The sequence below is a fragment of the Peribacillus frigoritolerans genome (assembly GCF_040250305.1).
Taxonomy (GTDB): domain Bacteria; phylum Bacillota; class Bacilli; order Bacillales; family DSM-1321; genus Peribacillus.
Map to the genome: position 1 here is coordinate 285,923 of NZ_CP158190.1, position 22,362 is coordinate 308,284.

General features: G+C 39.6%; 21 protein-coding genes and 1 riboswitch. Of the genes, 18 read left to right on the forward strand and 3 right to left on the reverse strand.

Annotated elements, in window-relative coordinates; all coding sequences use genetic code 11:
- Nucleotides 1-26: 26 nt before the first annotated feature.
- The 4 genes from ABOA58_RS01435 to ABOA58_RS01450 all read left to right on the forward strand — a co-directional run bounded on the left by ABOA58_RS01435 (nucleotide 27) and on the right by ABOA58_RS01450 (nucleotide 4,767).
- Complete coding sequence (locus ABOA58_RS01435; protein ID WP_350300945.1) at nucleotides 27-920, forward strand: diacylglycerol/lipid kinase family protein; 894 nt, start codon at nucleotides 27-29, stop codon at nucleotides 918-920.
- 128 nt (nucleotides 921-1,048) lie between these two features.
- Nucleotides 1,049-1,711, forward strand: coding sequence for a hypothetical protein (locus ABOA58_RS01440; protein ID WP_350300946.1), 663 nt, complete (start codon nucleotides 1,049-1,051; stop codon nucleotides 1,709-1,711).
- A gap of 14 nt (nucleotides 1,712-1,725) precedes the next feature.
- Nucleotides 1,726-2,985, forward strand: coding sequence for an efflux RND transporter periplasmic adaptor subunit (locus tag ABOA58_RS01445; RefSeq protein WP_350300947.1), 1,260 nt, complete (start codon nucleotides 1,726-1,728; stop codon nucleotides 2,983-2,985).
- 201 nt (nucleotides 2,986-3,186) lie between these two features.
- Nucleotides 3,187-3,334: riboswitch (cyclic di-AMP (ydaO/yuaA leader) on the forward strand.
- Between the two features lie 173 nt (nucleotides 3,335-3,507).
- Nucleotides 3,508-4,767: a cation:dicarboxylate symporter family transporter gene (locus tag ABOA58_RS01450; RefSeq protein WP_350300948.1), complete on the forward strand. Its 1,260-nt coding sequence runs from the start codon at nucleotides 3,508-3,510 to the stop codon at nucleotides 4,765-4,767.
- Nucleotides 4,768-4,826: 59 nt separating this feature from the next.
- Here ABOA58_RS01450 and ABOA58_RS01455 read toward each other — a convergent pair whose 3' ends face one another.
- Nucleotides 4,827-5,570, reverse strand: coding sequence for a class I SAM-dependent methyltransferase (locus tag ABOA58_RS01455; protein ID WP_350300949.1), 744 nt, complete (start codon nucleotides 5,568-5,570; stop codon nucleotides 4,827-4,829).
- 214 nt (nucleotides 5,571-5,784) lie between these two features.
- Between ABOA58_RS01455 and ABOA58_RS01460 the strand changes: the two genes are divergently transcribed.
- The 3 genes from ABOA58_RS01460 to ABOA58_RS01470 all read left to right on the forward strand — a co-directional run bounded on the left by ABOA58_RS01460 (nucleotide 5,785) and on the right by ABOA58_RS01470 (nucleotide 9,630).
- Nucleotides 5,785-6,567: a hypothetical protein gene (locus ABOA58_RS01460; RefSeq protein WP_350300950.1), complete on the forward strand. Its 783-nt coding sequence runs from the start codon at nucleotides 5,785-5,787 to the stop codon at nucleotides 6,565-6,567.
- 445 nt (nucleotides 6,568-7,012) lie between these two features.
- A complete protein-coding gene (locus tag ABOA58_RS01465) occupies nucleotides 7,013-8,095 on the forward strand; it encodes a D-alanine--D-alanine ligase (protein WP_350300951.1) in 1,083 nt (360 codons plus the stop codon).
- A 152-nt stretch (nucleotides 8,096-8,247) separates the two neighbouring features.
- Nucleotides 8,248-9,630: a UDP-N-acetylmuramoyl-tripeptide--D-alanyl-D-alanine ligase gene (locus tag ABOA58_RS01470; protein ID WP_350300952.1), complete on the forward strand. Its 1,383-nt coding sequence runs from the start codon at nucleotides 8,248-8,250 to the stop codon at nucleotides 9,628-9,630.
- A 51-nt stretch (nucleotides 9,631-9,681) separates the two neighbouring features.
- On the opposite strand, the gene ABOA58_RS01475 is transcribed toward ABOA58_RS01470, so the two are convergent.
- Complete coding sequence (locus tag ABOA58_RS01475; RefSeq protein WP_350300953.1) at nucleotides 9,682-10,833, reverse strand: PP2C family protein-serine/threonine phosphatase; 1,152 nt, start codon at nucleotides 10,831-10,833, stop codon at nucleotides 9,682-9,684.
- Nucleotides 10,834-12,176: 1,343 nt separating this feature from the next.
- On the opposite strand from ABOA58_RS01475, the gene ABOA58_RS01480 reads away from it, so the two are divergent.
- The 3 genes from ABOA58_RS01480 to ABOA58_RS01490 all read left to right on the forward strand — a co-directional run bounded on the left by ABOA58_RS01480 (nucleotide 12,177) and on the right by ABOA58_RS01490 (nucleotide 15,819).
- The gene (locus tag ABOA58_RS01480; protein ID WP_241594484.1) at nucleotides 12,177-13,676 is read left to right on the forward strand and encodes a DEAD/DEAH box helicase; all 1,500 of its coding nucleotides are present in this window, start codon (nucleotides 12,177-12,179) and stop codon (nucleotides 13,674-13,676) included.
- Between the two features lie 213 nt (nucleotides 13,677-13,889).
- Nucleotides 13,890-14,363 carry a PH domain-containing protein gene (locus ABOA58_RS01485; RefSeq protein WP_402843700.1) on the forward strand — a complete coding sequence of 158 codons (474 nt, stop codon included), beginning with the start codon at nucleotides 13,890-13,892 and terminating at the stop codon, nucleotides 14,361-14,363.
- Nucleotides 14,356-15,819: a PH domain-containing protein gene (locus tag ABOA58_RS01490; protein ID WP_350300955.1), complete on the forward strand. Its 1,464-nt coding sequence runs from the start codon at nucleotides 14,356-14,358 to the stop codon at nucleotides 15,817-15,819. The genes ABOA58_RS01485 and ABOA58_RS01490 overlap by 8 nt, the downstream gene beginning before the upstream one ends.
- Before the next feature lie 26 nt (nucleotides 15,820-15,845).
- On the opposite strand, the gene ABOA58_RS01495 is transcribed toward ABOA58_RS01490, so the two are convergent.
- Nucleotides 15,846-16,436, reverse strand: coding sequence for a rhomboid family intramembrane serine protease (locus ABOA58_RS01495; protein WP_350300956.1), 591 nt, complete (start codon nucleotides 16,434-16,436; stop codon nucleotides 15,846-15,848).
- Nucleotides 16,437-16,544: 108 nt separating this feature from the next.
- Between ABOA58_RS01495 and acpS the strand changes: the two genes are divergently transcribed.
- From acpS to ABOA58_RS01535, 8 genes are all read left to right on the forward strand, one after another.
- Entirely contained in the window at nucleotides 16,545-16,895 is a 351-nt protein-coding gene (acpS, locus tag ABOA58_RS01500) for a holo-ACP synthase (RefSeq protein WP_137020603.1), read from the forward strand.
- A 243-nt stretch (nucleotides 16,896-17,138) separates the two neighbouring features.
- The gene (locus tag ABOA58_RS01505; RefSeq protein WP_350300957.1) at nucleotides 17,139-18,143 is read left to right on the forward strand and encodes a LolA family protein; all 1,005 of its coding nucleotides are present in this window, start codon (nucleotides 17,139-17,141) and stop codon (nucleotides 18,141-18,143) included.
- 242 nt (nucleotides 18,144-18,385) lie between these two features.
- Nucleotides 18,386-19,549 (forward strand): alanine racemase, encoded by a 1,164-nt coding sequence (gene alr, locus ABOA58_RS01510; RefSeq protein WP_350302763.1) that lies wholly within the window; start codon nucleotides 18,386-18,388, stop codon nucleotides 19,547-19,549.
- A 162-nt stretch (nucleotides 19,550-19,711) separates the two neighbouring features.
- Complete coding sequence (locus tag ABOA58_RS01515) at nucleotides 19,712-19,993, forward strand: CopG family ribbon-helix-helix protein (protein WP_034306380.1); 282 nt, start codon at nucleotides 19,712-19,714, stop codon at nucleotides 19,991-19,993.
- Between the two features lie 7 nt (nucleotides 19,994-20,000).
- The gene (locus ABOA58_RS01520) at nucleotides 20,001-20,351 is read left to right on the forward strand and encodes a type II toxin-antitoxin system PemK/MazF family toxin (RefSeq protein WP_034306610.1); all 351 of its coding nucleotides are present in this window, start codon (nucleotides 20,001-20,003) and stop codon (nucleotides 20,349-20,351) included.
- A gap of 410 nt (nucleotides 20,352-20,761) precedes the next feature.
- The gene (locus tag ABOA58_RS01525) at nucleotides 20,762-21,589 is read left to right on the forward strand and encodes an RsbT co-antagonist protein RsbRA (protein ID WP_137020605.1); all 828 of its coding nucleotides are present in this window, start codon (nucleotides 20,762-20,764) and stop codon (nucleotides 21,587-21,589) included.
- Nucleotides 21,590-21,591: 2 nt separating this feature from the next.
- Complete coding sequence (locus tag ABOA58_RS01530) at nucleotides 21,592-21,948, forward strand: STAS domain-containing protein (RefSeq protein WP_048682053.1); 357 nt, start codon at nucleotides 21,592-21,594, stop codon at nucleotides 21,946-21,948.
- A gap of 3 nt (nucleotides 21,949-21,951) precedes the next feature.
- A complete protein-coding gene (locus ABOA58_RS01535) occupies nucleotides 21,952-22,353 on the forward strand; it encodes an anti-sigma regulatory factor (protein ID WP_101225983.1) in 402 nt (133 codons plus the stop codon).
- Nucleotides 22,354-22,362 lie beyond the last annotated feature (9 nt).

The window sequence follows — 22,362 nt, forward strand, 5'->3', positions numbered from 1 at the left end:
TCTTTCTATAATATGGAGGCAAAATCATGCGATGGAAAAAGGGAATGCTGATTTATAATGAAAATGCCGGTAATGATAAACTCGAAAGGAATCTTGAGGGTTGTCTTCCAATAATAGCTCCGCATATTGATGAGTTTCTCATTATGAAAACGAAGGAAAAAGGCGATGCATGCCGTTTTTGCTTGGAATATGGTGAAGCCATGGATGTAGTTTTCGTTTTAGGAGGAGATGGAACGGTACATGAGTGTGTAAATGGCCTTTCGCCGCTTCCGAGGCGGCCGCTGTTTGGGATTTTACCTGGAGGGACTTGCAATGACTTCTCCAGAACATTAAAGATTCCTCAAAATGTTCGTCAAGCTGCAGAAGCATTAGTGAATGGCAAGGTTCGTTCAATTGATATTGGCCAGGCCAACAACGATTATTTTTCTAATTTTTGGGGAGTAGGGCTTATTTCAGATGCATCAAGCAATATTGTTGAGCAGGAAAAAAACAGGTTTGGAAAGATAGGATATTTATTAAGTGCTGTAAGGACGATTGGCGAGAATGCTCCCTTTTCCTATAAACTAAAATATGATGGGAATGTTATTGAAGGGGAAGCAGTTATGATTTTGGTTTTGAATGGTTGTTTTATCGGCACCAATTTATTGCCCTTTCCCATGATCAGTCCAGATGATGGACTCTTCGGCGTTGCCATCTTGGAAAATGCAAGCCTTGGTGCATTTTTAGAAATAATAGCGATGAAGCGTTCATGGACGCAAAATATGATCTCTGACTCTGGGGTGAATTATTTACAAGCCGATACCCTGACCATTGAAACCAAGAGGCCGCTTGATGTGGATATGGATGGAGAGAACTATAGACGAACTCCTGCACGCATTAAAGTCCTTGCCCAACATTTGTCAGTATTAACTCCAAATTAATATGGCGGATTAAATTTGAATGGGAATGATTATGTGTTTTTTTGTATATTCATTCCTTATTTCTGCAATTGTTTCCAAAATAAGATAAAATATATGAAGATATATCAATTTTTGCAGGAGGTCCACATATGGTGTACCAGGTCAGATTAATAAAGGGCCTTTTAGAGCCTCATCGGAGTCGTTATCAGCTTCAAAATGCAGAGGCAGTCACAAAGCTTGGATTGAAATTACTATTTTTATATTTTCTTAGTCTTATAGTATTCGCCATTGGGGGATATTTTGGCATTGGTTCAGAATCATTTTCCAAAGAAATCACGAATATGAGTGCCGAAGAATTCGAAGGAGCAAAGTTGCTGATTTTGAGCGGCAACATAATAACAGGCATAATCGACCCTTCCATATACATATTTTTATCAGCTCTATTCTTTTGGATCGTTACAGATATCCCATATATAAAATTAGTTATCGTTCAAATGATTCTTTTTGTCTTGCAATTAGTGGAAAAAATATTTCTGATTCCTCTATTCGTTTTAATGGATATAGGCAGCGATGCCAATCCTTTTTCGTTGGGGATCATCAGTCAGTATTTTCTCAGAAGTGATTATTTCATTCACTTTTTCAGCGAAATCACCATTTTTCAATTTCTTATTATTGCTTTGCAATATTTTTATTTAAAGGAGTTTTCAGAACGAAATAATTATTTGGTCCTTTTAATGATTGTTCTATTCTATCTGGCCACATGGTTTGTTAAAGCCTTTTTAGCATACATCCAAGTTGGCGTATTTGTATAAGGCGGGTGAAATGAATGAGCGGGAAATGGAAAATGGCGGCGGTCTCCATTGCGTCGGTAGTGTTAATAACCGTTAATTTATACCTTATTGAAAAAAAAGAAAGCAAAGTGGAACGAACTGTTTTCGTTGAAAACTGGACAAAGGTAAAAAAAGATACAATTACGGATACTATTCAAACAAATGGGGTAATTAAACCTGTAGAAGAGTATGATATCTATTTTGACACCAAGAAAAATGATTTTAAGAAATTCCTTGTTAAAGAAGGCGATGCGATTACGGCTGGCTCCTCGTTGTTTGAGTATACGACGACTGAACTTGATGCTCTTAAAGCGAATATAGAAGCAGAGAAAACGGAAGCTGAGGGAGAAATTGCAGGGATTGAGGAATACATAGGGAAGTTGAGGTCTTATCAAGGGAACCTGACCAGTAACCCTGAAAAAGCAGCCATTGATGAATCGGTGGAAAAAAACTTGAAAATTGATATAACAACAAGTTCCTCAGATCTTATTAAAAGTAACATTGAGCAAGAAATGTACAAGCAGGAACTGGAAAAAAACAGCTTGAATGAAAAAGTGAAAATGCTTGACGCTAAATTAAGTTCAATTGAGGGTCAGTCCGGTGCGATCATGTCGACGAGTGAGGCTGATGGTGTAGTTAAAAATATCAATAAAAACCTGAATAATCCCATTATATCCATTGTTTCGACAAATATGGCAATTGAAGGGGATTTCACCGAAGAGGAAATGAAAAAGGCTGAAGTGGGCATGACTATAAAAGCAAGTTCCTCTGATTCAAAAACGGCATTGAAAGGGAAGATAGGCCGCATCCATTCCTATCCCGCTGAAGAGCCGTCATTAAAAAAAGATAACAGATTTCCATTTCAGGCACTAATCGAATCGGAAGGTGAAGAAACGGAAGCTTTGTTGGTGGGATCCAAAGTGAACCTTACTGTAATAACCAATGAGAAAGCAGGTGTACCCTCCATTCCTATAGAGGCGGTACAATACCATAAACAGCCTTATGTTTACAAATTGACTAAAAAAGGCTATGTGGATAAACATTACATTACAAAAGGGCTTAAGGCTGAAGGGATGCAAGAAATCATAAAGGGACCGTCGGTGGGTGACGTCATCCTAATGGAGCCGGATGTGGCGAAGAACCATTCTTATTTTATTACCCCAATCCAATTTGAAAAAGTGAAAGCGGCAACTTATAAAAAATTCACCTCTAGGGAAAAAGTAAGATATCTGTTGCTTGGCATTTTGGAAAAATAACCGCTTCTTACATCAAGAGAGGTGATGTCAAATTAGTTCTTAATTATATATCAATATAACTTATATGATTAAAAATCGGGAAGAGTAATTATAGATACAATAGTCTTTAATGCAGAATATTCAGACATATTTAAAGATTTTTTCTAGAACTAATGCGAATTAATATTTACAGATTATCATTTTTAGTATAATATTTTATTATAAGTTAACTCGCTTAATCTTATTCCAAGAACGGGGGACCCATTTTTGTGGATTTTATCCGCTAGGGGTGAATTCAGAAATGAAAGGGCATTTGTGTTTCCAATTCCTAACCCGACAGCTAACCTCGTCAGCGTCTTTAAGGGAACATGTGTGAATATTCACGCCAATAAGAAATCGACACATGAAGTGTCTTTTTTTTCGGCGTAAAGACAGAGTTTTTCAAAAAAAGAAAAATTACTTTCTTTTTATTAGTATCTTGTTTCCCTTACCGAGACAAAAATGTTTTTGCATCAAAGACTTTATGGAAGGTGAGGAAAGTAAATGAAGAAATTCAAATTAAGTTTAGCTAGCCAAATTTTCATTGGTTTAATTCTAGGGATTATCGTTGGTGCCATTTTTTATGGTAATGAGTCGGCCCAAAGCTTTTTACAGCCATTCGGAGACATTTTCCTACGAATGATTAAAATGATCGTAGTGCCGATCATCGTATCCAGCCTTATCGTTGCAGTTGCCGGTGTAGGTGATTTGAAAGCGGTAGGTAAACTAGGTGCTAAATCATTATCATACTTTGTTGTTGTAACTATGATAGCGATTGCTGTTGGTTTAATTTCAGCGAATATTATCCAGCCTGGTGCTGGTGTGAATATGGATAAACTGGAACAAACTGATATCTCCACATATGTTGATACAGCAGAAACTAAGCAGCATGAATCGTTCGTAGATACACTCGTGCACATCGTACCATCCAATCCAGTTAAAGCAATGGTAGAAGGCGATATGCTAGCGATCATTTTCTTCTCCGTGTTGTTTGGACTTAGTATTGCGGCCATCGGTGAAAAAGGTAAACCAGTATTCCGTTTCTTCCAAGGTGTAGCTGAAGGAATGTTCTACCTGACTAACATGGTCATGAAATTCGCTCCTATCGGTGTATTTGCATTAATCGGTGTGACTATCTCCAAGTTCGGTTTGGAATCTTTAATTCCGTTAGGAAAGTTAGCGCTTTCTGTTTACGGAACAATGATTTTCTTTGTAATTGTCATCCTGGGTCTTATTGCAAAATTTGTAGGATTCAATATCTTTACATTGATTAAACTTCTAAAAGAAGAATTGATTCTTGCTTTCTCTACTGCAAGTTCTGAAGCGGTTCTTCCGAAAATCATGGAAAAAATGGAGAAAGCGGGATGTCCGAAACATATTGCTACATTTGTTATCCCGACTGGATACTCTTTTAACCTTGATGGTTCTACATTATACCAAGCGTTAGCAGCTATCTTCATCGCTCAAATGTACGGAATCGATTTAAGCGTGTATGAGCAAATTACGCTGATGCTAGTGTTAATGATCACATCCAAAGGGATTGCTGGTGTACCAGGTGTATCTTTCGTAGTTCTTTTAGCGACATTGGGAACTGTCGGTATTCCTATTGAAGGTCTAGCATTTATTGCCGGTATCGACCGTATTCTTGATATGGGACGTACAGTAGTAAACGTTATCGGTAATTCACTTGCGGCAATCGTTATCTCTAAATGGGAAGGTCAATTCAACCCTCCTTCCAAAAAAGAATTAGAACAAGTTTCTTAATACAAAAAATCCAGAGTGACATTTCACTCTGGATTTTTTTTGAATTAAAAAGTTCTACCTTATTTTTGGACGATCCAGAAGCGGCAATCGGAAGAGAAAGCGATGACATCATCGTTTTCATGGAATAATTCACTTCGATAAAAGCTTTCGATGACTGTAAACCGTGCTTCCTCCAGGCACTCAAGGACTTCAAGTTTAGTTGGGATATGGAGGTAAGTATCTTCCTGAAGCGTCTTTCCGGATGTGAAAATATCCCCAAATTCATAAAGCCTCTCATCTTGTTTACCAACACACCAAATCATTTCCTCTTGCTCCCAGAAGTTCAGGTAATTTTCGTTTTTATCACGGTCATGTGTTGTGAAAATGAAGAGTCCTTCAGGTTTTAAAATACGGTTGATTTCTTTTAAAGCCAATGTGCGGTTTTTTCGCTGGGGAATTTGCATTAAACCATTAAAAGCGAAGATTGCTTTATCGAATGATGTGTCGTTGAAAGGGAGGTCGGTTGCATCGCCAAGGAAAAAGGGTATGTCCAGGTTATATTCATGCCCTATTTTTTCGGCTTCATTAAGCATGGCAGGAGTCAGGTCGATTCCCGTTAGATTTTGGAATCCTTTTTTATATAGAGCGAAGGTGGTTCTTCCTGTACCGCATCCGATATCAAGGATTGCATCTTTCCGATTTAAATATTTTTCGAATGCATAATTCTCTGATTGCCACAGACCTAATTTTTTAGTTGCATCAGCATAAACGGAAGCGGCTCCATGAAAAGAATTAATGATAAAACCTTTTTCAATTTTATCCATGATTTAATCCTCCAAATCTTCATTCTTACTATAATATGGATATTTCTAGTTTGTCGAGTGTGTTCCTTAACATATTGGTTAATATGGAGTACATGTTTCGCATTATTCACATGGTGCTGATGATGATTAATATTGGGGGTTATATAACTTACGTGAAAACCCAAAAGTTTGGTAAAATAACATTATTGATTAAGAGCTCGGAGGGGGTCAGGTTATGAAGAATGATAGCAATGATATCTTATATATGTATATGCAGGCTTCCGAACGGTTTGTCCTTTTCAATGGACTCAATTTTCGTGAATTCGTCTATTCGCTGCCATATACCTTGGATTCCATCTTATTATTGAAACATGAATTCAATGGCGGGGAATACAATTTGAATGTCCTGCTAGAGAGTGCTTCATCTGAAGATATTGCGAAGCTAGTTAAAGAAAATGTCCGGGCATATGGAGATTTCTGTTGGATCGATTTTGAAGAAAGAGAAGGGTTGGATGAATTGGATGGAAGGGAAATAGCGGAACTATTATATTTAGGGCACGCAAAAACTCATCTGGATCCTCCGTTTTTCCGTAAATTGAATAATCAATTTGTGTACCTTGCCCAGGATGATGGCTGGTTCAATAAAATTTATTTTCGTTCTCTTTCGACATATTATAAGATGTTAGGAGGCCTGATTCCACTAAAGCTGGAGCTTTTAAAAGTAGAGAGGACTTGGCTTGGAATCAGAAAGAAAAGAGAGCTGACGGCGATTCCGGCAGAAATCATTTCTTCCTTGGCTCATATCCTGGCAGAGGGGCTCGTTTTTTCCTTTCGGCATGTTAAGTATACAAGAACGAAAATTGAGATACCGGCATGGGTCGTAGGGGATTATTTAAACATGGATGAAATGCATGATGACTTTTCAGGTAAAGATATTAAAGAGCCGGATGCCTTTATTATCTTCAATCGAAAAGAAAGGGTATGGGAAAGCGTTATTAAAAATACATCATTCTCCTGATTATCCAAACTTCCAAAGTTCGTGGAATGGATTATTTGACACCCTTGAATTTTTTTAGGTGTAAGACTTACCATCTCATGCATAAAAGATAAGAGAGGGCGACGCACAGGATGTGGCGGTTTTATCCTATGTTCCCCTGAATAGTAATCATTGGAAAAGCGCCAATGATGGAAGTTTCGCTTTACCCCGCATTAACAGGCTGTAAGGGAAGCGGTGGCAAATGTAATGAAAAAGAAATGTGGTGGGCCAACAGCCTGTAAACGCCCGATTGCGACGCACAGGATGTGCTAGCACAGGAGTTGCCACAGGATGTGGCGGTTTTATCCTGTGTTCCGCTGAATAGTAATCATTGGAAAAGCATCAATGATGGAAGTTTCGCTTTAACCATTTTAGTGTAAAGTGATACAATGAACATGGTTAAAAGAATATTGGAGGGTAATAACTCATGAAAACTAAACTTGGTTTGCTTTATGGTGGAAAATCTGCGGAGCATGAGGTTTCTATGCAGACGGCTTTAGCGGTCATTAAAGCTCTCGATTTAGCAAAGTTTGATATATATCCGATTTACATAACAAAAGAGGGTTCATGGATTAATGGACCGAAGTTAACAGGACCTGCCGAGAGTGTGGATGCATTGACATTTTCATCGGATAAATCGAGCTCACCCCTTGCCTTGCAGGCACATTCAACTGAAGAAAATAGTGAATCAACAGGGTATGACGTAATTTTCCCATTGCTTCACGGACCAAATGGAGAAGATGGGACCGTGCAAGGGATGCTGGAACTATTGAACCTTCCTTATGTAGGGAATGGCGTATTGGCTTCATCAGCAGGAATGGATAAGGTCATCATGAAAAACATTTTTGCCCAGGCGGGACTTCCTCAAGTCAAATACACATGGTTCATTCGTTCTGAATGGGAGAAGAATACTGAAAGTGCCATTAAAAAGGTAGCGGATGAATTGGGTTACCCTTGTTTTGTCAAACCTGCCAATTTAGGCTCCAGTGTCGGTATCAGCAAATGTAATGATGCTGATGAACTGGAAAAAGCGGTAGCGGAAGCTTTCCAATTCGATCGGAAGGTCATCATTGAAGAAGGGGTCGTAGCTCGTGAACTCGAGTTTGGAATACTTGGTAATGATGAACCGTCTTGTTCGGTGGCAGGCGAAATCATCCCTAAGAAAGATTTTGCCTTCTATGATTATTCAGCAAAATATGTTGACGGTAATTCTGCAATGGTCATTCCAGCGGAGATAACGGAAAGCGAGTATGCAGCTTTATCCGAAATGGCCATTACTGCCTTTAAGTCATTGGATTGCTCTGGATTGGTTCGCGCTGATTTCTTCTTAACGAATGAGGGGCAAATCTATATTAATGAAGTGAATACAATGCCTGGGTTTACTCCTTTCAGCATGTTTCCGTTATTGTGGAAGCACACAGGTGTCGACTATCCAGCGTTAATTGAAAAACTCGTGAAACTTGCCTTGGAACGTCATCAGGAAAAACAACAAATCAAATATACAGTTTGATCATGCAAGTAATGTATCAGTAAACTCCACAATCCATCAAGCATTGATTTGATGGATTCCAATCAGCAGGAACCGGTGCGATTTAAACTGGTTTCTGCTTCGTTTGGTTAATGGAGATCGATTAACGGTTCGATGAATGTAGGAGGAACAAAATGATAAAGAGAACGTTAAAACAAGTACATGAAATGGCAGAGGGATTGAATGATATCAGTCCATTCCAGTCCGAAGGAATTAATGGGGTTACCATCGATTCAAGAACGGTTAAGGAAGGATGTTTGTTCATTCCGCTTAAGGGTGAGCAGGTTGACGGCCATCAGTATGTCAAGCAAGCTTTAGAGCAAGGAGCTGCGGCTTCTTTTTGGCAAAGGGATGTTCCGAATCCTCCTGATGAGTTACCGATAATCATTGTCGAAAATACCGAGAAAGCACTTCAGCAATTGGCGCGTTCTTACCGTCAGCAGTTGAATATAAAAGTCATTGGGATAACAGGCAGCAACGGTAAGACGACTACGAAGGATATGACGGCTGCGCTGTTGGCCACTACCTATAAAGTTCATAAAACAAATGGGAACTTCAATAATCATTTAGGGTTGCCACTAACAGTGCTTTCTATGGCAGAGGATACTGAAGCGGCTGTGTTGGAAATGGGAATGAGCAGCCGCGGTGAAATCGAGTTCTTATCCAAAATGGCAAAGCCTGATGTTGCGATCATTACCAATATCGGTGAATCACACCTATTGGATTTAGGATCACGAGAGGAAATCGCGAATGCGAAGTTGGAAATTGTAGAAGGTTTGGCGAAAGATGGAACGCTGATATATCATGGTGATGAACCATTGCTCCGTAATCGGATCAAAAAGGATTTTCCTGATTTAAACGTAATATCTTTTGGACGTACGGAACAAAATGATTTATATCCACAGGCTATTAACCAAGGGGCAGACAGTACCACGTTTACAATCGCAAGCGGTGATAAGGAAACCAATTATGAGATACCCGTTTTAGGCAATCATAATGTTCTTAATGCGTTGGCAGCAATCTTGGTTGCTAAAGAATTCAATGTGGATGATTCAGCGATCCGTAAAGGTCTGTCGACCATTCAATTAACGAATATGAGGATGGAATTGGTCGAGGGCGCGAAAGGGCAGAAAATCATCAATGATGCGTATAATGCCAGCCCAACTTCAGTTAAGGCAGCAGTGGAGTTGGTTGAGGGCTTATCTGGATTCGAAAAAAAGATACTTGTATTGGGAGACATGTTGGAGTTAGGGCCACAGGAAAAAGACTTTCATTTGAAAATTGGTGAATTGATTTCCAGTGAGCGGATCGATAAGATCTTCACATATGGTCCTTTAGCCGAGTTTATTGCCAAGGGAGCGAGCAAGGCGTTTTCATCGGAGCAGGTTCGTCCTTTTCAAGATAAGCAGAAGCTTATAGAGGAACTAAAATCGTCCACACAGGAAAATGACATCATACTTGTTAAAGCTTCTAGGGGCATGAAGCTGGAGGAAGTCGTTCAAGCTCTGCAAAAATAAAAAAAATAGAAAAGGCCGTTTCTTCTTTTGAAACGGCCCTTTTTATCGTGCTTAAAAAAGTGTCCCGGCAATAATGCAGATGTCATCGTTAATGACTGAATGCCTCATCCTTGAGACCAATAGCTCCTGAAGAAGGTCTTGTGTATCGAGATGGACATTTTCGATGAATTCCCTTTCGATATGGTCAGATCGGTCAATGGCGGAAGGTAGGGGCGTTTTAGAGAGTCCATCTGTATAGATGATGAAACGGCTTCCAGGTTCATACTGAAAGACTATTTTTTGAATGGGCAATTCGGGAATCAGTCCGTTTGGGGTGGCTCCTTCGTTCAAATTGAGAATTTGATTGGTGCATGGGGAATACAAAAAAGCTGAAGGAAGTCCGTAATTCACATATTCGATGAGCCGATCCTTTGTATTCACGTATGCGATGAAGGCAGTAATGCGAGCATGGTTTTTGTTTTCCCGATTAACTCCTTGAAATAAATCCTGCATTAGTTTATCCAGTTCCTTTGTTATGAAAATGGGGTCTTTTACACGTTTGATAAGGTCGGGGATCAATGTGCGTATGGACATGTTTATAAGTGCTGTATGAATGCCCTTTTCGAATACATCGATCATTATGAAGCCGTATATCCTGTCATCAACCTCCGTCCAGTAAAATAAATCCCCTGACAGTTCACTTGAAGGCTGGGAAAGGCCTTTGACCTCTATATCTTCATTATTGATCGACAAAGGTAAACCTGAAAGTTGAATGCCCTTTGCAATTCTCAGGCTCCTTGCTGATTTTTGGTGTATCATTTCAAGCTCTTGCCCCTTCATTTTTGCCGAAAACAGTTGCATGCTGATGTTTCGGAGTGACTTTAATTTAATCCTGACTTCCACTGAATCGGCAGGGACCGCCATGGTTTCATAAAAGGTCTTTTCTGGTAAGGCCGGAGGGGTCTCCATTCCTGAAGTGCGTTTGTAAATGAATAAGATAGGGATTTCGTGAGATTCTGCCAAGGCGTACAAAGAAGTTTGCTGCCAAGAGTCTTTTGATATGTGTAAAGGTAAAACAAATAATGATTTCATTAAGTCTGTTGAATTCTTGAATAGATGACTTTGATTGAGTGGATCTTCCAAAAAGGTGACTTTCTTATTCATTTTCTTTAAGATTCGACCAAAATCCTTACATAAAGGAACATCTATTGTGAATATGTTCATATAACCCCCTGTTATTTTGTTGATAGGTCAATCATACTGCATTTAGACTTATTTGCTATAATTTTTAAGCAAAAAGATGGAATTTTCAAAAAAATAAATGCTCCCATATACCTGTAAATTCAATGAGAATTCATGATAAGTCCTTTTCTTTCCAACGGGGGGTAACCGTGGAAGGGTGTTCATCATTAAAACTAATCCTTCCTGAAAAAGGGTTGTTGAAACTATTTGATTTAAACACATATCATATATAAATGGATAATCGTTTTGTGAAAAATTTAAATGGATACAGTAAGCCGACAAGAGGCTGGAATGCTCTCATAACGAACCATGATTTTAACAGGACTAGATACCTGTTTTGTGAAATCCCCCTAACTAGATTTCTGAAACCACTGGAACGTTTTTCAAACTCGCTTTCTTCGAATTTGTCTAAGTTTGAATCCACTTACGATTAAATGGATATAGTAAAATGGTGATCCTATTGATGAAATATTCAGTCCATGTGTTTTTTTAAACGTATTGAATGAACGAGCCATATTCTTACTCAAAAGTGTCACGGCTGCATATTTAACAGGAAGAAATGACTAATTTCTTCATTTTTGAAACGGTCTAAAGTTTTTAGTAACTCTGAATGGGGCGATATCCTTTATTGCATTAACAGTTTGAAAATGGTAATATGAGATATGAGTTTAAATGTCTTATCATTGATGATTATTTAAAATTAATCAGGTTGAGGCAACAAAATTGTATGTTCTTACATGTTTCATGAGTTCATTCTTGAGATTATTTTAGATTTAATAGGCCTCGCGTCTGGTCATATATAAAAGCTGCTTCTCTTGGCGGCTTTAGTAGCTATTAGGGAATCAAGCCGCATTTTAGCGCTTTTCCACTTCTGCAAATCCTCAACGCACCGGGCCTGTTTTGTATAAGAATCTTGGCTCTCGTCAAGTTTTGTTCATACAGCCTTTTTAAGTCTGATGAATAATAGGTGCAGCAGCCCTCACCTGAATAAAACGGTGAAACATCCGTTTATGCTACTTTTAATTTTCCATATTGAATTTAATTTTGGTTACATGTACTTTTAAAAAGATGAGCGTATGTTAATGATAAGTCTACACGTGCGCGAAGTTAAAAATGCCAGTGAATGTCCGTACTGGTATATTTCCTTTTTAAAAAATCATATTGAGTTCATTTGAACTAAAAGGCAGACATACTTTTAGGTGATAATGATAAACTTTCTATAAGAGATAAAGTAGAACATCCGTCATGATGATGAGGATTTGAACTAAACATCTGTGCATGATATGCACGTGTAAATTTACGATATAAAAAGGAGTACGAAAACATTGACATTGTTTAGCGAATTAGGATTAGATAGAACGTCCATGAAATCAATAGAAAAAATGGGATTTGAGGAAGCGAGCCCGATTCAATCCCAAACGATACCTCTAGCACTTGAAGGTAAAGATATCATCGGTCAAGCGCAAACAGGAACAGGTAAAACAGCAGCATTCGGTATTCCATTGATGGAAAACATCGATATTAATAACGAAAACGTGCAAGGGATCGTCATTGCACCTACACGTGAGCTAGCCATTCAAGTTTCCGAGGAGCTTTTCAAGCTTGGTTACGGAAAACGCGCTCGTGTACTTGCGGTTTATGGTGGACAAGATATCGACCGTCAAATCCGTGCATTAAAGAAAAAACCACATATTATCGTTGGTACGCCTGGTCGTCTTTTAGACCATATCAAACGTAAAAATATCAAATTAGGCGGAGTTCATACTGTAGTACTTGATGAAGCTGATGAAATGCTTAACATGGGATTCATTGAGGATATCGAATCGATCCTTTCAACGGTTCCTGATGAAAGGCAAACATTGCTTTTCTCAGCTACAATGCCTGATCCAATCCGTAAAATTGCAGAAAGATTCATGCAGGAACCCGTTCTTGTACGTGTAAAAGCAAAAGAAATGACAGTGGATCGTATCGAACAATATTACTTGGAGTTAAAAGAAAGTGAAAAATTCGATACACTTGCACGCCTTTTCGATATTCAAACACCGGATCTAGCGATCGTCTTCGGACGTACGAAACGCCGTGTAGATGAATTGGCATCTGCATTGAATATCCGCGGTTATATGGCTGAAGGCATTCATGGTGACCTTAGTCAGGCAAAACGCCTTTCTGTATTGAAAAAATTCAAAGACCGCAGCATCGATGTGCTCGTTGCTACTGATGTTGCTGCACGTGGACTTGATATTTCAGGCGTTACTCACGTATACAACTTTGATATCCCTCAAGATCCGGAAAGCTACGTTCACCGTATTGGACGTACAGGACGTGCGGGTAAACATGGTATAGCCATTACGTTTGTAACACCAAGAGAAAGAGGCCAACTGCATGCAGTTGAACATACAACGAAAAAACGCATGGAGAAACTTAAGACTCCTACGTTAACTGAAGCGTTGGAAGGTCAACAAAAAGCAGTAACGGAAAAAATCCTTAATACAATCGAGAATGAGGATTTAACTTTATACCTTGGTCAAGCGGAAGAGTTATTGCAAAAACATAGCGCAGCGGATTTAGTTGCAGCCATGCTTAAATCGATGACAAAAGAACCGGATCAAACGCCTATCAAGTTAACGGAAGAATCTCCATCTCCAATGCGTCGCAATCGCGGAGGAAGCGGATCTTCTGGCAACAGACAGCGCAATGGCCGCAGTTCATCAGGCAGAAAAGATTACGGTAGCGGATCAGGGAAACGCCCGAGCACGAACCGTAAATCGAATGGTTACGGGAACCGTAGCACGAGCCAAAAAAGAGAAAAAACGAATAAAATTTAATTGAATTGGAAATGCCGCTCATTTGAGCGGCATTTTTTTATGTGCATCTCCAATGCTATGGTATCCGAATGGTAAAGGTTTTTTAGTGGAATGCTCAAACCCTTTGTTTGAAAAGGGGTTAATTTCCAGCATCTAATTATAGTATAATGGATGAAAGCAAGGATGGATGATGATGATTCAATTAGCATTACCTGTCCGGAAGAGGAGAAGCACATGGAACCTGAAAATCGTATATCGAATAAGGCCTTGACCGTATGGAAAATCAGTGGTCTTATAAGCTGTTCAATAACCTGGATTATAAGCATCGCTGTACTCGTGCTTACAATCATTTTTGATTGGACATATTGGGTGTTTGGAGCGTTGATCATAATTTCGATAATCCAATCCTATCTGGCCATCTTTCTGATTCCATCGGTGAAATGGAAGAGGTGGCGTTACGAAGTAAGAAATACTGAAATTGATATCCAAAGTGGTATTTTCGTTATTAAAAGAACACTAATACCCATGATAAGGGTCCAGCATGTTGAAACGAAGCAAGGGCCATTATTAAGAAAATACGATTTAGCCTCCGTTGAAATTTCCACTGCAGCGACCCTTCATGTTATTCCTGCCTTGGACCTTGCAGAGGCAGATGAATTGCGGCATTATATTTCGAGAATGGCAAGTGTGGAGGAAGAAGATGTCTGATCCTAAAAGGCTTCACCCCATAGCTGTATTGCTTAACATCATTAAATCGATTAAGGAGTTAGTCATCCCTTTTTTATTAGTGGTCGTCATTCCTGGGAAGAATGAAGGAATTCCTGGATGGATACAACCGCTGGTCATTGCCATTATTATACTTTTACTGATAGGCATTGCATTCCTTCAATGGTTACGTTTTACATATCGCATAGAAGAGGGCGAATTCAGAATTGAGTCCGGGGTATTCGTAAGGAAGAAACGGTATATAAAGTTTGACCGGATCCATAGCATAGATATATCAGAGGGCATCATCCAGAGGATATTCAGCCTGGTGAAGCTGAATATTGAAACGGCAGGCGGGTCTCAGGCCGATGCCGTATTATCAGCCATAAGCAAAAGTGATGCGGAACGAATCAATGCTTTTATAAGTGAGGAAAAAAAAGCGAAACATCCTTTTGATAAGGATAAAGAAGAAGTTGCGAATAAAGAATATGCAGCTAAATCGTCTTCCGTTTTTAAGCAGACTTTGCCGCAGCTATTCGTTATGGCTGCCACTTCGGGAGCGGTAGGTGTCTTCCTATCTGGGGCAATCGCTTTTATTTCACAGTTCGATGAAATGATACCTTTTGAGAGGATATTTAAGGATTATGAAGAGTTTATTGAAATGGGGACCATCATACTGACCTTGTTTGCCCTGGTGGCTTTACTGGTTGTTTATGTACTGGCCACATTAAGTATGGTAATTAAATATGCTTCCTTTACCGTGTTAAAAACGGATGAGGAAATCGTTATTTCCAGAGGGCTTCTCGAGAAAAGGCAGCTGACAATCCCTATCCATAAAATTCAAGGTATCCGGATCATGGAGAATTTGATTCGAAAGCCATTGGGATTGGCGACGGTTTATATTGAGTATGCGGGCGGCAGTTTGGAAGATAAAGATAGTCTATCCATCATGCTGTTCCCTTTAATCAGGAAGAGGCATTTACATGAAAAAATCCTGGAGATTTTACCGGTTTATGAAACAACCACTGAGATGACACCGATACCTAAGCGTGCACTTTCGCGGTATGTGTTTCGTAAGTTTCTGTACCTCATCCCGATCATCGGTGCCTTGGTATGGTTTTTCAGACCTTGGGGCTATCTTTCCCTTTTGCTTGTACCGTTGGCGATTTTTTGGGCTTACATGCAATATAGAGATGCAGGCTGGAGCATAGATGGAAATTTGTTGCTATTGAGCAGCCGTTTTTTCTCGAAGCAAACATTGATCATGCAAAGAAGCAGAATTCAATCAATCACATATAAAAAAAGTTGGTTTCAAAATCGAAAAGAATTAGCAACGATTTCAGCATCGGTCAAATCAGGAATCACCTCCCGGGTCGGCATGGTTGCTGATGTGGAAGAAAAGGATTGCCTAATAATTAAATCATGGTATTTACCTAAAAAAGCAGTCGACTCCCAATGATTGAAAGGAGGAGTCGGCTGTTTGTCCTACCATTTTTTTCTTAAATATAATGGAGCTGTTAAAAAGCCGGTTGCCAGTCCAGCCAAATGACCGATAACGTTGATCTGCGGTTGAATGAAGGTCATGATGACGGCAATTCCGGTCAGTGTATATACTGTATTTCTTTCGTTGTTCGTAAAATTGGTTTTATTGAAAAGTACAAGATATAGAAAGAATCCGAGTAAACCAAAAATTGCTCCGCTAGCACCTACGTGGTTATATGTAAGTGGGTTAATTAGAAATGTTGCGATATTGGCAAGGATACCTGTCGATAAAAAGAATATTGAAAACTTGACGGTTCCAAGTAATTTCTCTAGGAATGGACCGAAGATGGCAAGTGAGAATCCGTTAAACAGTAAATGTGTAAACGTGCTATGTAGAAAGATGGGGGTGATCAAACGCCACCATTGTCCATCAGCGATGTATAAGTTCACACCTGAGCCATAATAAAAGAGTACATTGCCGGGAAATATGGGGAAGAGGACAAGAACGAATACAATCATCATAATGAGAATGAGCACAGTAACAGCTCGATATGAATTTGCGTATTCGCGGAAGCCTTCTGTTCTTGTAAACATAAATTCCTCCTTATTATCGTTTTTAATTAAATACAATATTATCATTTTCAGGTAAAAGAGTCCTCCTAATGATATGCAGCTTATTAAATTAATAGAAGAGGTGTCAAAGTGATTAAAGGTATAGGCGTGGACATTACTGAGTTGGATAGAATGGAAACACTGATTAATCGGCAACCCCGTTTAAAGGAGCGTATATTAACAGAAAGGGAAATCTTGATTTTCGAAAAGTTAAATGGAAGAAGGAAGGTCGAGTATTTTGCAGGGCGTTTTGCGGCAAAGGAGGCTTTTTCAAAAGCAAACGGTACAGGGATCGGTAAGCACTTATCCTTTTTGGATATTGAAATCATATCGGATGATAAAGGAAAGCCGATGATTTCAAAGCCGTTTTCTGAAGGGGTCCATCTTTCGATTAGCCACAGCAGGGATTATGCGGTTGCTCAAGTCGTAATTGAAGGGTGAATGGAGTTTTGTCCAATCGGGTCATAAACCTTTAGGTTGTCTCATATACATTTAGTGCTATAGGGAGACAAGGCCCGGTAAAAGGTACATGGCAGAGTAGGTGCTCTCGAAAAGTTTTTAGCCGGATCGAGAATGGTTCCGTGTCTAAAATACCGAGGAATCTAAGACATCAGTCGAGCCAATGTCCGGATCCTGCCTTTTCCTCTCCCTTTTACGTTCAAATGACAAAAAGGGGTTGAAAAGATGAAGAAGATGGTAATGCTTTTTGCAGGGATCATGCTCTTGCTTGCTCTTTCTGCTTGCGGCCAAAAATCACAGAGTGACGTAGTGAGTGAATTGAATGAGAAGCTTGGCGAAATGAAGGGATATAAGGCTAACGCGAAGATGACATTGAAGATGGGGACGGAACCTCAAGTTTATAATGTGGAGATTTGGCATAAGGACCCTTCTTTTTACCGCGTAAATCTGAAAAATGAAGAGAAGGATCAAAGCCAGATGATTTTGAAAAATGATGACGGTGTATATGTTCTGACGCCAGCTTTGAATAAAAGCTTTAAATTTCAAAGCGAGTGGCCGGAGAACAGCAGTCAGGCCTATTTGTTCGAGTCGTTGGTGAAAGACATTACGGAAGATAAAAGTGCGACATATAAAGAAACGGATAAACATTATGTCTTTGAAACGAAAACACGCTACCAAAACAATAAGATGTTGCCATATCAAGAGATTACTATAAACAAAAAGGATTTATCCCCAGTCAGTGTAAAAGTCATGGACCCTGATAAGACCGCATTGGTACTAGTTGAATTCTCGAAAGTTAAGTTCGATACGACTTTTGATAAAGATTCATTTGATATGAAGAAAAACATGACAAGTGCACAACTTGAAGCACCCGTTATGGCAGAAGTCCAAAATGAAGGATTTGCAGTGAAATACCCTGAGAATATTGGTGATATGAATTTAACGGAAGAAAAAGAAATTACGACTGAAAAGGGAGAACGTGTCGTTTTGACCTATGAGGGTACAAAAAGTTTTACATTAGTTCAGGAAAAAGCTGAGGTAGTTCAAACTTCCGTTTCGACGAATGTGAATGGAGAACCGGTTGATTTAGGTTATACTGTCGGGGCCATGACAGGAAATACGATTGCATGGACTTTTGAAGGTGTCGATTATATGCTTGCATCAAAGGATTTGACACAGGAAGAGATGATAGAAGTCGCCCGTTCGGTTGGGGAAGAACCAGTCAAATAGGATTACATAACAAGCTGATGTTTCCCGTCTCCTTACGAAGGTTTCTTCTGGGTAGGATAGGCGGGGAAGCAGCTTGTTGACATTTTTAATCCTTCCAACTGATTTAGGCTGGCAGCTGGGAAATTAGAATCAAGGTGAAAAAGCACTTTATCTTTCTGTCGGTTGGTTATAGAATGTTCCTATAATGTAACGAAAACTTCGCTACTGGGAAGAATCTTAATGTGAGTGTAGGAAAGAAGGAAATGGTCTTGGAGACGAAAATATTTCATCGAGATACGTGGGCAGAAGTAAATTTGGATAAAATTTTTGAAAATATCTCTTCCATGAAACAAAGACTGGGAAATGGCGTTAGTCTTTTCGCTGTCGTTAAAGCGAATGCATATGGCCATGGGGACTATGAAGTGGCCAAAACGGCGCTTGAAGCGGGGGCGGATTTTTTAAGTGTCGCTTTTTTGGATGAGGCTCTTGCCTTACGAAAAAAGGGAATATTGGCTCCGATCCTTGTACTTGGGGCATCAAGGCCTGAAAGCGCAGCACTTGCTGCCAAGTATGGGATTTCCGTAACGGTTTTTGATGTAGCATGGTTGGAAAAGGCAAAGGATTTGTTGAAACCGGGACAAGTTTTGCAAATCCATGTAAAAGTGGATAGCGGCATGGGTAGAATCGGCATTCGTGATAAAGGTCAACTCATGAAAGTGGAAAATTTGCTTGAGAGGGAAGCTTGTTTCAATTTCCAAGGGATATTCACTCATTTCGCGACGGCGGATGAAATGAAGACCGACTATTATGAAAAGCAGCTTGCTACATTTAAAGGGATGCTTTCCGTAATGACTGGAAAGCCTGAATATATTCATGCAGCCAATAGTGCAGCTTCTTTAAGATTCACCGATCCTGAATGGAATGCAATAAGAATGGGGATTTCCATGTATGGATTGAGTCCTTCCGTGGAAATGAAGCCGATTTTGCCATACCCATTAAAACAGGCTATATCGTTGAGAACGAAGATGGTCGCGGTTAAACAGCTTGCTAAGGGTGAAAGCGTTAGTTATGGAGCGACATATACGGCTGAAGGTGATGAATGGATCGGGACTTTGCCAATCGGTTATGCTGACGGCTGGATCCGTAAGCTGCAAGGTCAGGAAGTTCTTGTGGATGGAAAAAGAGTACCCATAGTCGGGAGGATTTGCATGGATCAATGCATGATCAAGCTGCCTGGACCATACCCTGTAGGAACAGAGGTCACACTGATGGGGAATGATGGGGATGAATCGATTACTGTCGATGAGATAGCGGCAAAACTGGAAACGATCAACTATGAGATAACATGTATGATAGGAGCAAGAGTGCCCCGTGTTTATATAAAAGACAATCAGGTGAAACATGTACGCAACTTCATTTTGGAATGACCGGATTGTAAAAAAATCCTAAGATTGTGAATAAGATTTCCTTTATTATGCTGATAATAGGATTGAGAATAGAATATACTCTTTGCAGATAGGCATTTTAATGGTAATATTGAAAAGGATATATACAATAAAGGTGTGTAGTGATGGTGGAGGTGTATGTTTGTGTCTGAATCCAGCGCAACAAGAGAGATATTAATTCGATTACCTCAAAATTTTTTAACAGAGTTAGATGGGTATGCGAGTGAGGAAAATGTGAATCGCAGTGAATTTATTTATCGTGCCACAAAAATGTATCTTCGCGAACGTAAAAAGAAAGAGTTTCGTGAATCGATGAAACGCGGTTATATTGAAATGGCGGCCATTAACTTAACGATTGCTTCTGAAGCCTTCCAGGCTGAATTCGAGGCTGGTCATTGCGTTGAACGATTAGTTAGCGGAGGCTGAGCCATTGATTGTTGTTAAGCGTGGTGACGTATACTTCGCAGACCTTTCCCCGGTAGTTGGTTCAGAGCAGGGGGGGACCCGTCCGGTACTAATTTTACAAAACGATATTGGTAATCGCTTTAGTCCGACTGTGATCGTGGCAGCCATTACAGCTCAAATTCAAAAAGCGAAATTGCCTACACATGTTGAGATTAATGCAAAAAAGTACGGATTCGAGCGGGATTCCGTCATTTTATTAGAACAGATCCGGACAATTGATAAGCAGCGTTTAACTGATAAAATTACGCATCTTGACGAACCGATGATGCAAAAAGTCAATGAAGCTTTGCAAATTAGTTTAGGCCTCATTGAGTTTTAAAGAAAATTTTTCCCGTTAAACCGGGCGTTATTATAATACAAATCATTCTTGATATTATTTAGATGGCACGATCCCTGCAACTGTGGGGATCGTGTTTTTTTGTCAAATAACATTAACATATCCAAAAAGTATACAGCAGGAAATATGAAAAATTTGACGAATAAAAACATTATACAGTTAGATATTGGGTGGAACGTCATTGTTTTTTATAGTATCTCCCTAACTTTTCAGTAATTGATGTTTTTCTTGCCTGAATTTCGGGTATATAGTTATTTTGTAAATACCTAAAAAAAGCAAAAGTTAGTGGGGAAACTCAAAGGAAATCCAAATGGAAATAACATTACAGTTAGTTAACATCCTTGTGACGTAGACAGGGAAACAAGGCAATTGTGTTAGAATGGGAGGATATTATGAATCAATTGGTTTACGATTTTATTAAGCAAAATCAAGATTACATCCTTACTGAGTGGATGGGCATCATGAAGGAAAGTACGGACGAAAGATTAATTAAAGTCGTTTCAGATCGAATGTTCACGCAAACGAGCAGTGAATTTATAGATATGATCATCACGAACGTTGATAGTAAAAACAAGGAATTCACATTGAAGCTTTCAGATTTTGCCGAGAAAGTCGTCCAATTGGGATGGCCTCTCACTTTCGTCAATGAAGGACTTCATAAATTCACGTTGATTGTCATTAATGGAATGGTGGAAAAGGGTCTGGTTACTCCTGAAAACCAAGTCAATCTTGTTAACCATTTGGATAAATGGGCCACACCGATAAATAATGAAATAGTCAATATATATACTCAAACTTGGGAAAGAACTGTTTCCATGCAAAAAATAGCGTTGCAAGAACTTTCAGCACCGCTCATTCCTGTATTGGAAGGAATAACGGTAATGCCGCTGATTGGTACGATTGATACGGAACGTGCCAAACAGATAATGGAAAACCTGTTGACTGGCGTTGTTAAGCATAGATCTGAAGTTGTTCTTATTGATATAACGGGCGTGCCGGTCGTGGATACCATGGTTGCCCATCATATCATTCAAGCGGCGGAGGCAGTCCGATTAGTGGGCGCAAAATGTATACTCTGCGGCATCCGCCCAGAAATTGCTCAAACCATCGTTAATCTTGGAATTAATTTAAATGAAGTGATTACAAAAAATACATTGAAAAAAGGGATAGAAGTTGCGTTGGAATTAACGAGCCGTAAGATCGTAAAGGTGGAGGGATAAGTATGAGGATTCCGATATTAAAGCTTTATGACTGCTTGTTAGTCTCTATACAGTGGGAATTGGATGATGTGACAGCCCTTCAATTTCAAGAGGATTTACTGCATAAGATTCATGAAACAAGCGCGAATGGCGTTGTTATAGATATTACCTCAATAGATTTTATTGATTCTTTTATCGCAAAGGTTTTAGGCGATGTCTTTAGCATGTCTAAGCTTATGGGGGCCAAAGTTGTAATTACGGGGATCCAGCCTGCTGTTGCAATAACATTAATTGAACTGGGAATTAGTCTCGATGATGTTCTGACAGCATTAGACCTAGAGAAAGGCCTGGAGAAATTACAACAGGAATTGGGGGATTAAAGAATGGAGTTCCAATCCTGCGTAAAAATCATAAATGAATGGGACATCGTAGCTGCAAGGCAGCTCGGAAGAAATGTCGCTAAAGAGTTGGGGTTCGGTACTGTAGACCAGGCCAGGATCACAACGGCCATTAGCGAATTGGCCCGAAACATATACCTATATGCTGGACAAGGCAGTGTTAGCATAGAAAAGCTAAATATAAATGGGAAGTCAGGATTGAAAATCATTGCAGAGGACCAAGGGCCGGGAATTGAGGATATCCGCAGAGTCATGGAAGATGGATATACCACCTCAGGGGGACTGGGTGCAGGTCTTCCTGGAGCCAAACGTTTAATGGATGACTTTGATATTGATTCGATACCAGGTGAAGGGACTAAGATCATCGCTACGAAATGGCTCCGTTAGGGGGGGAAT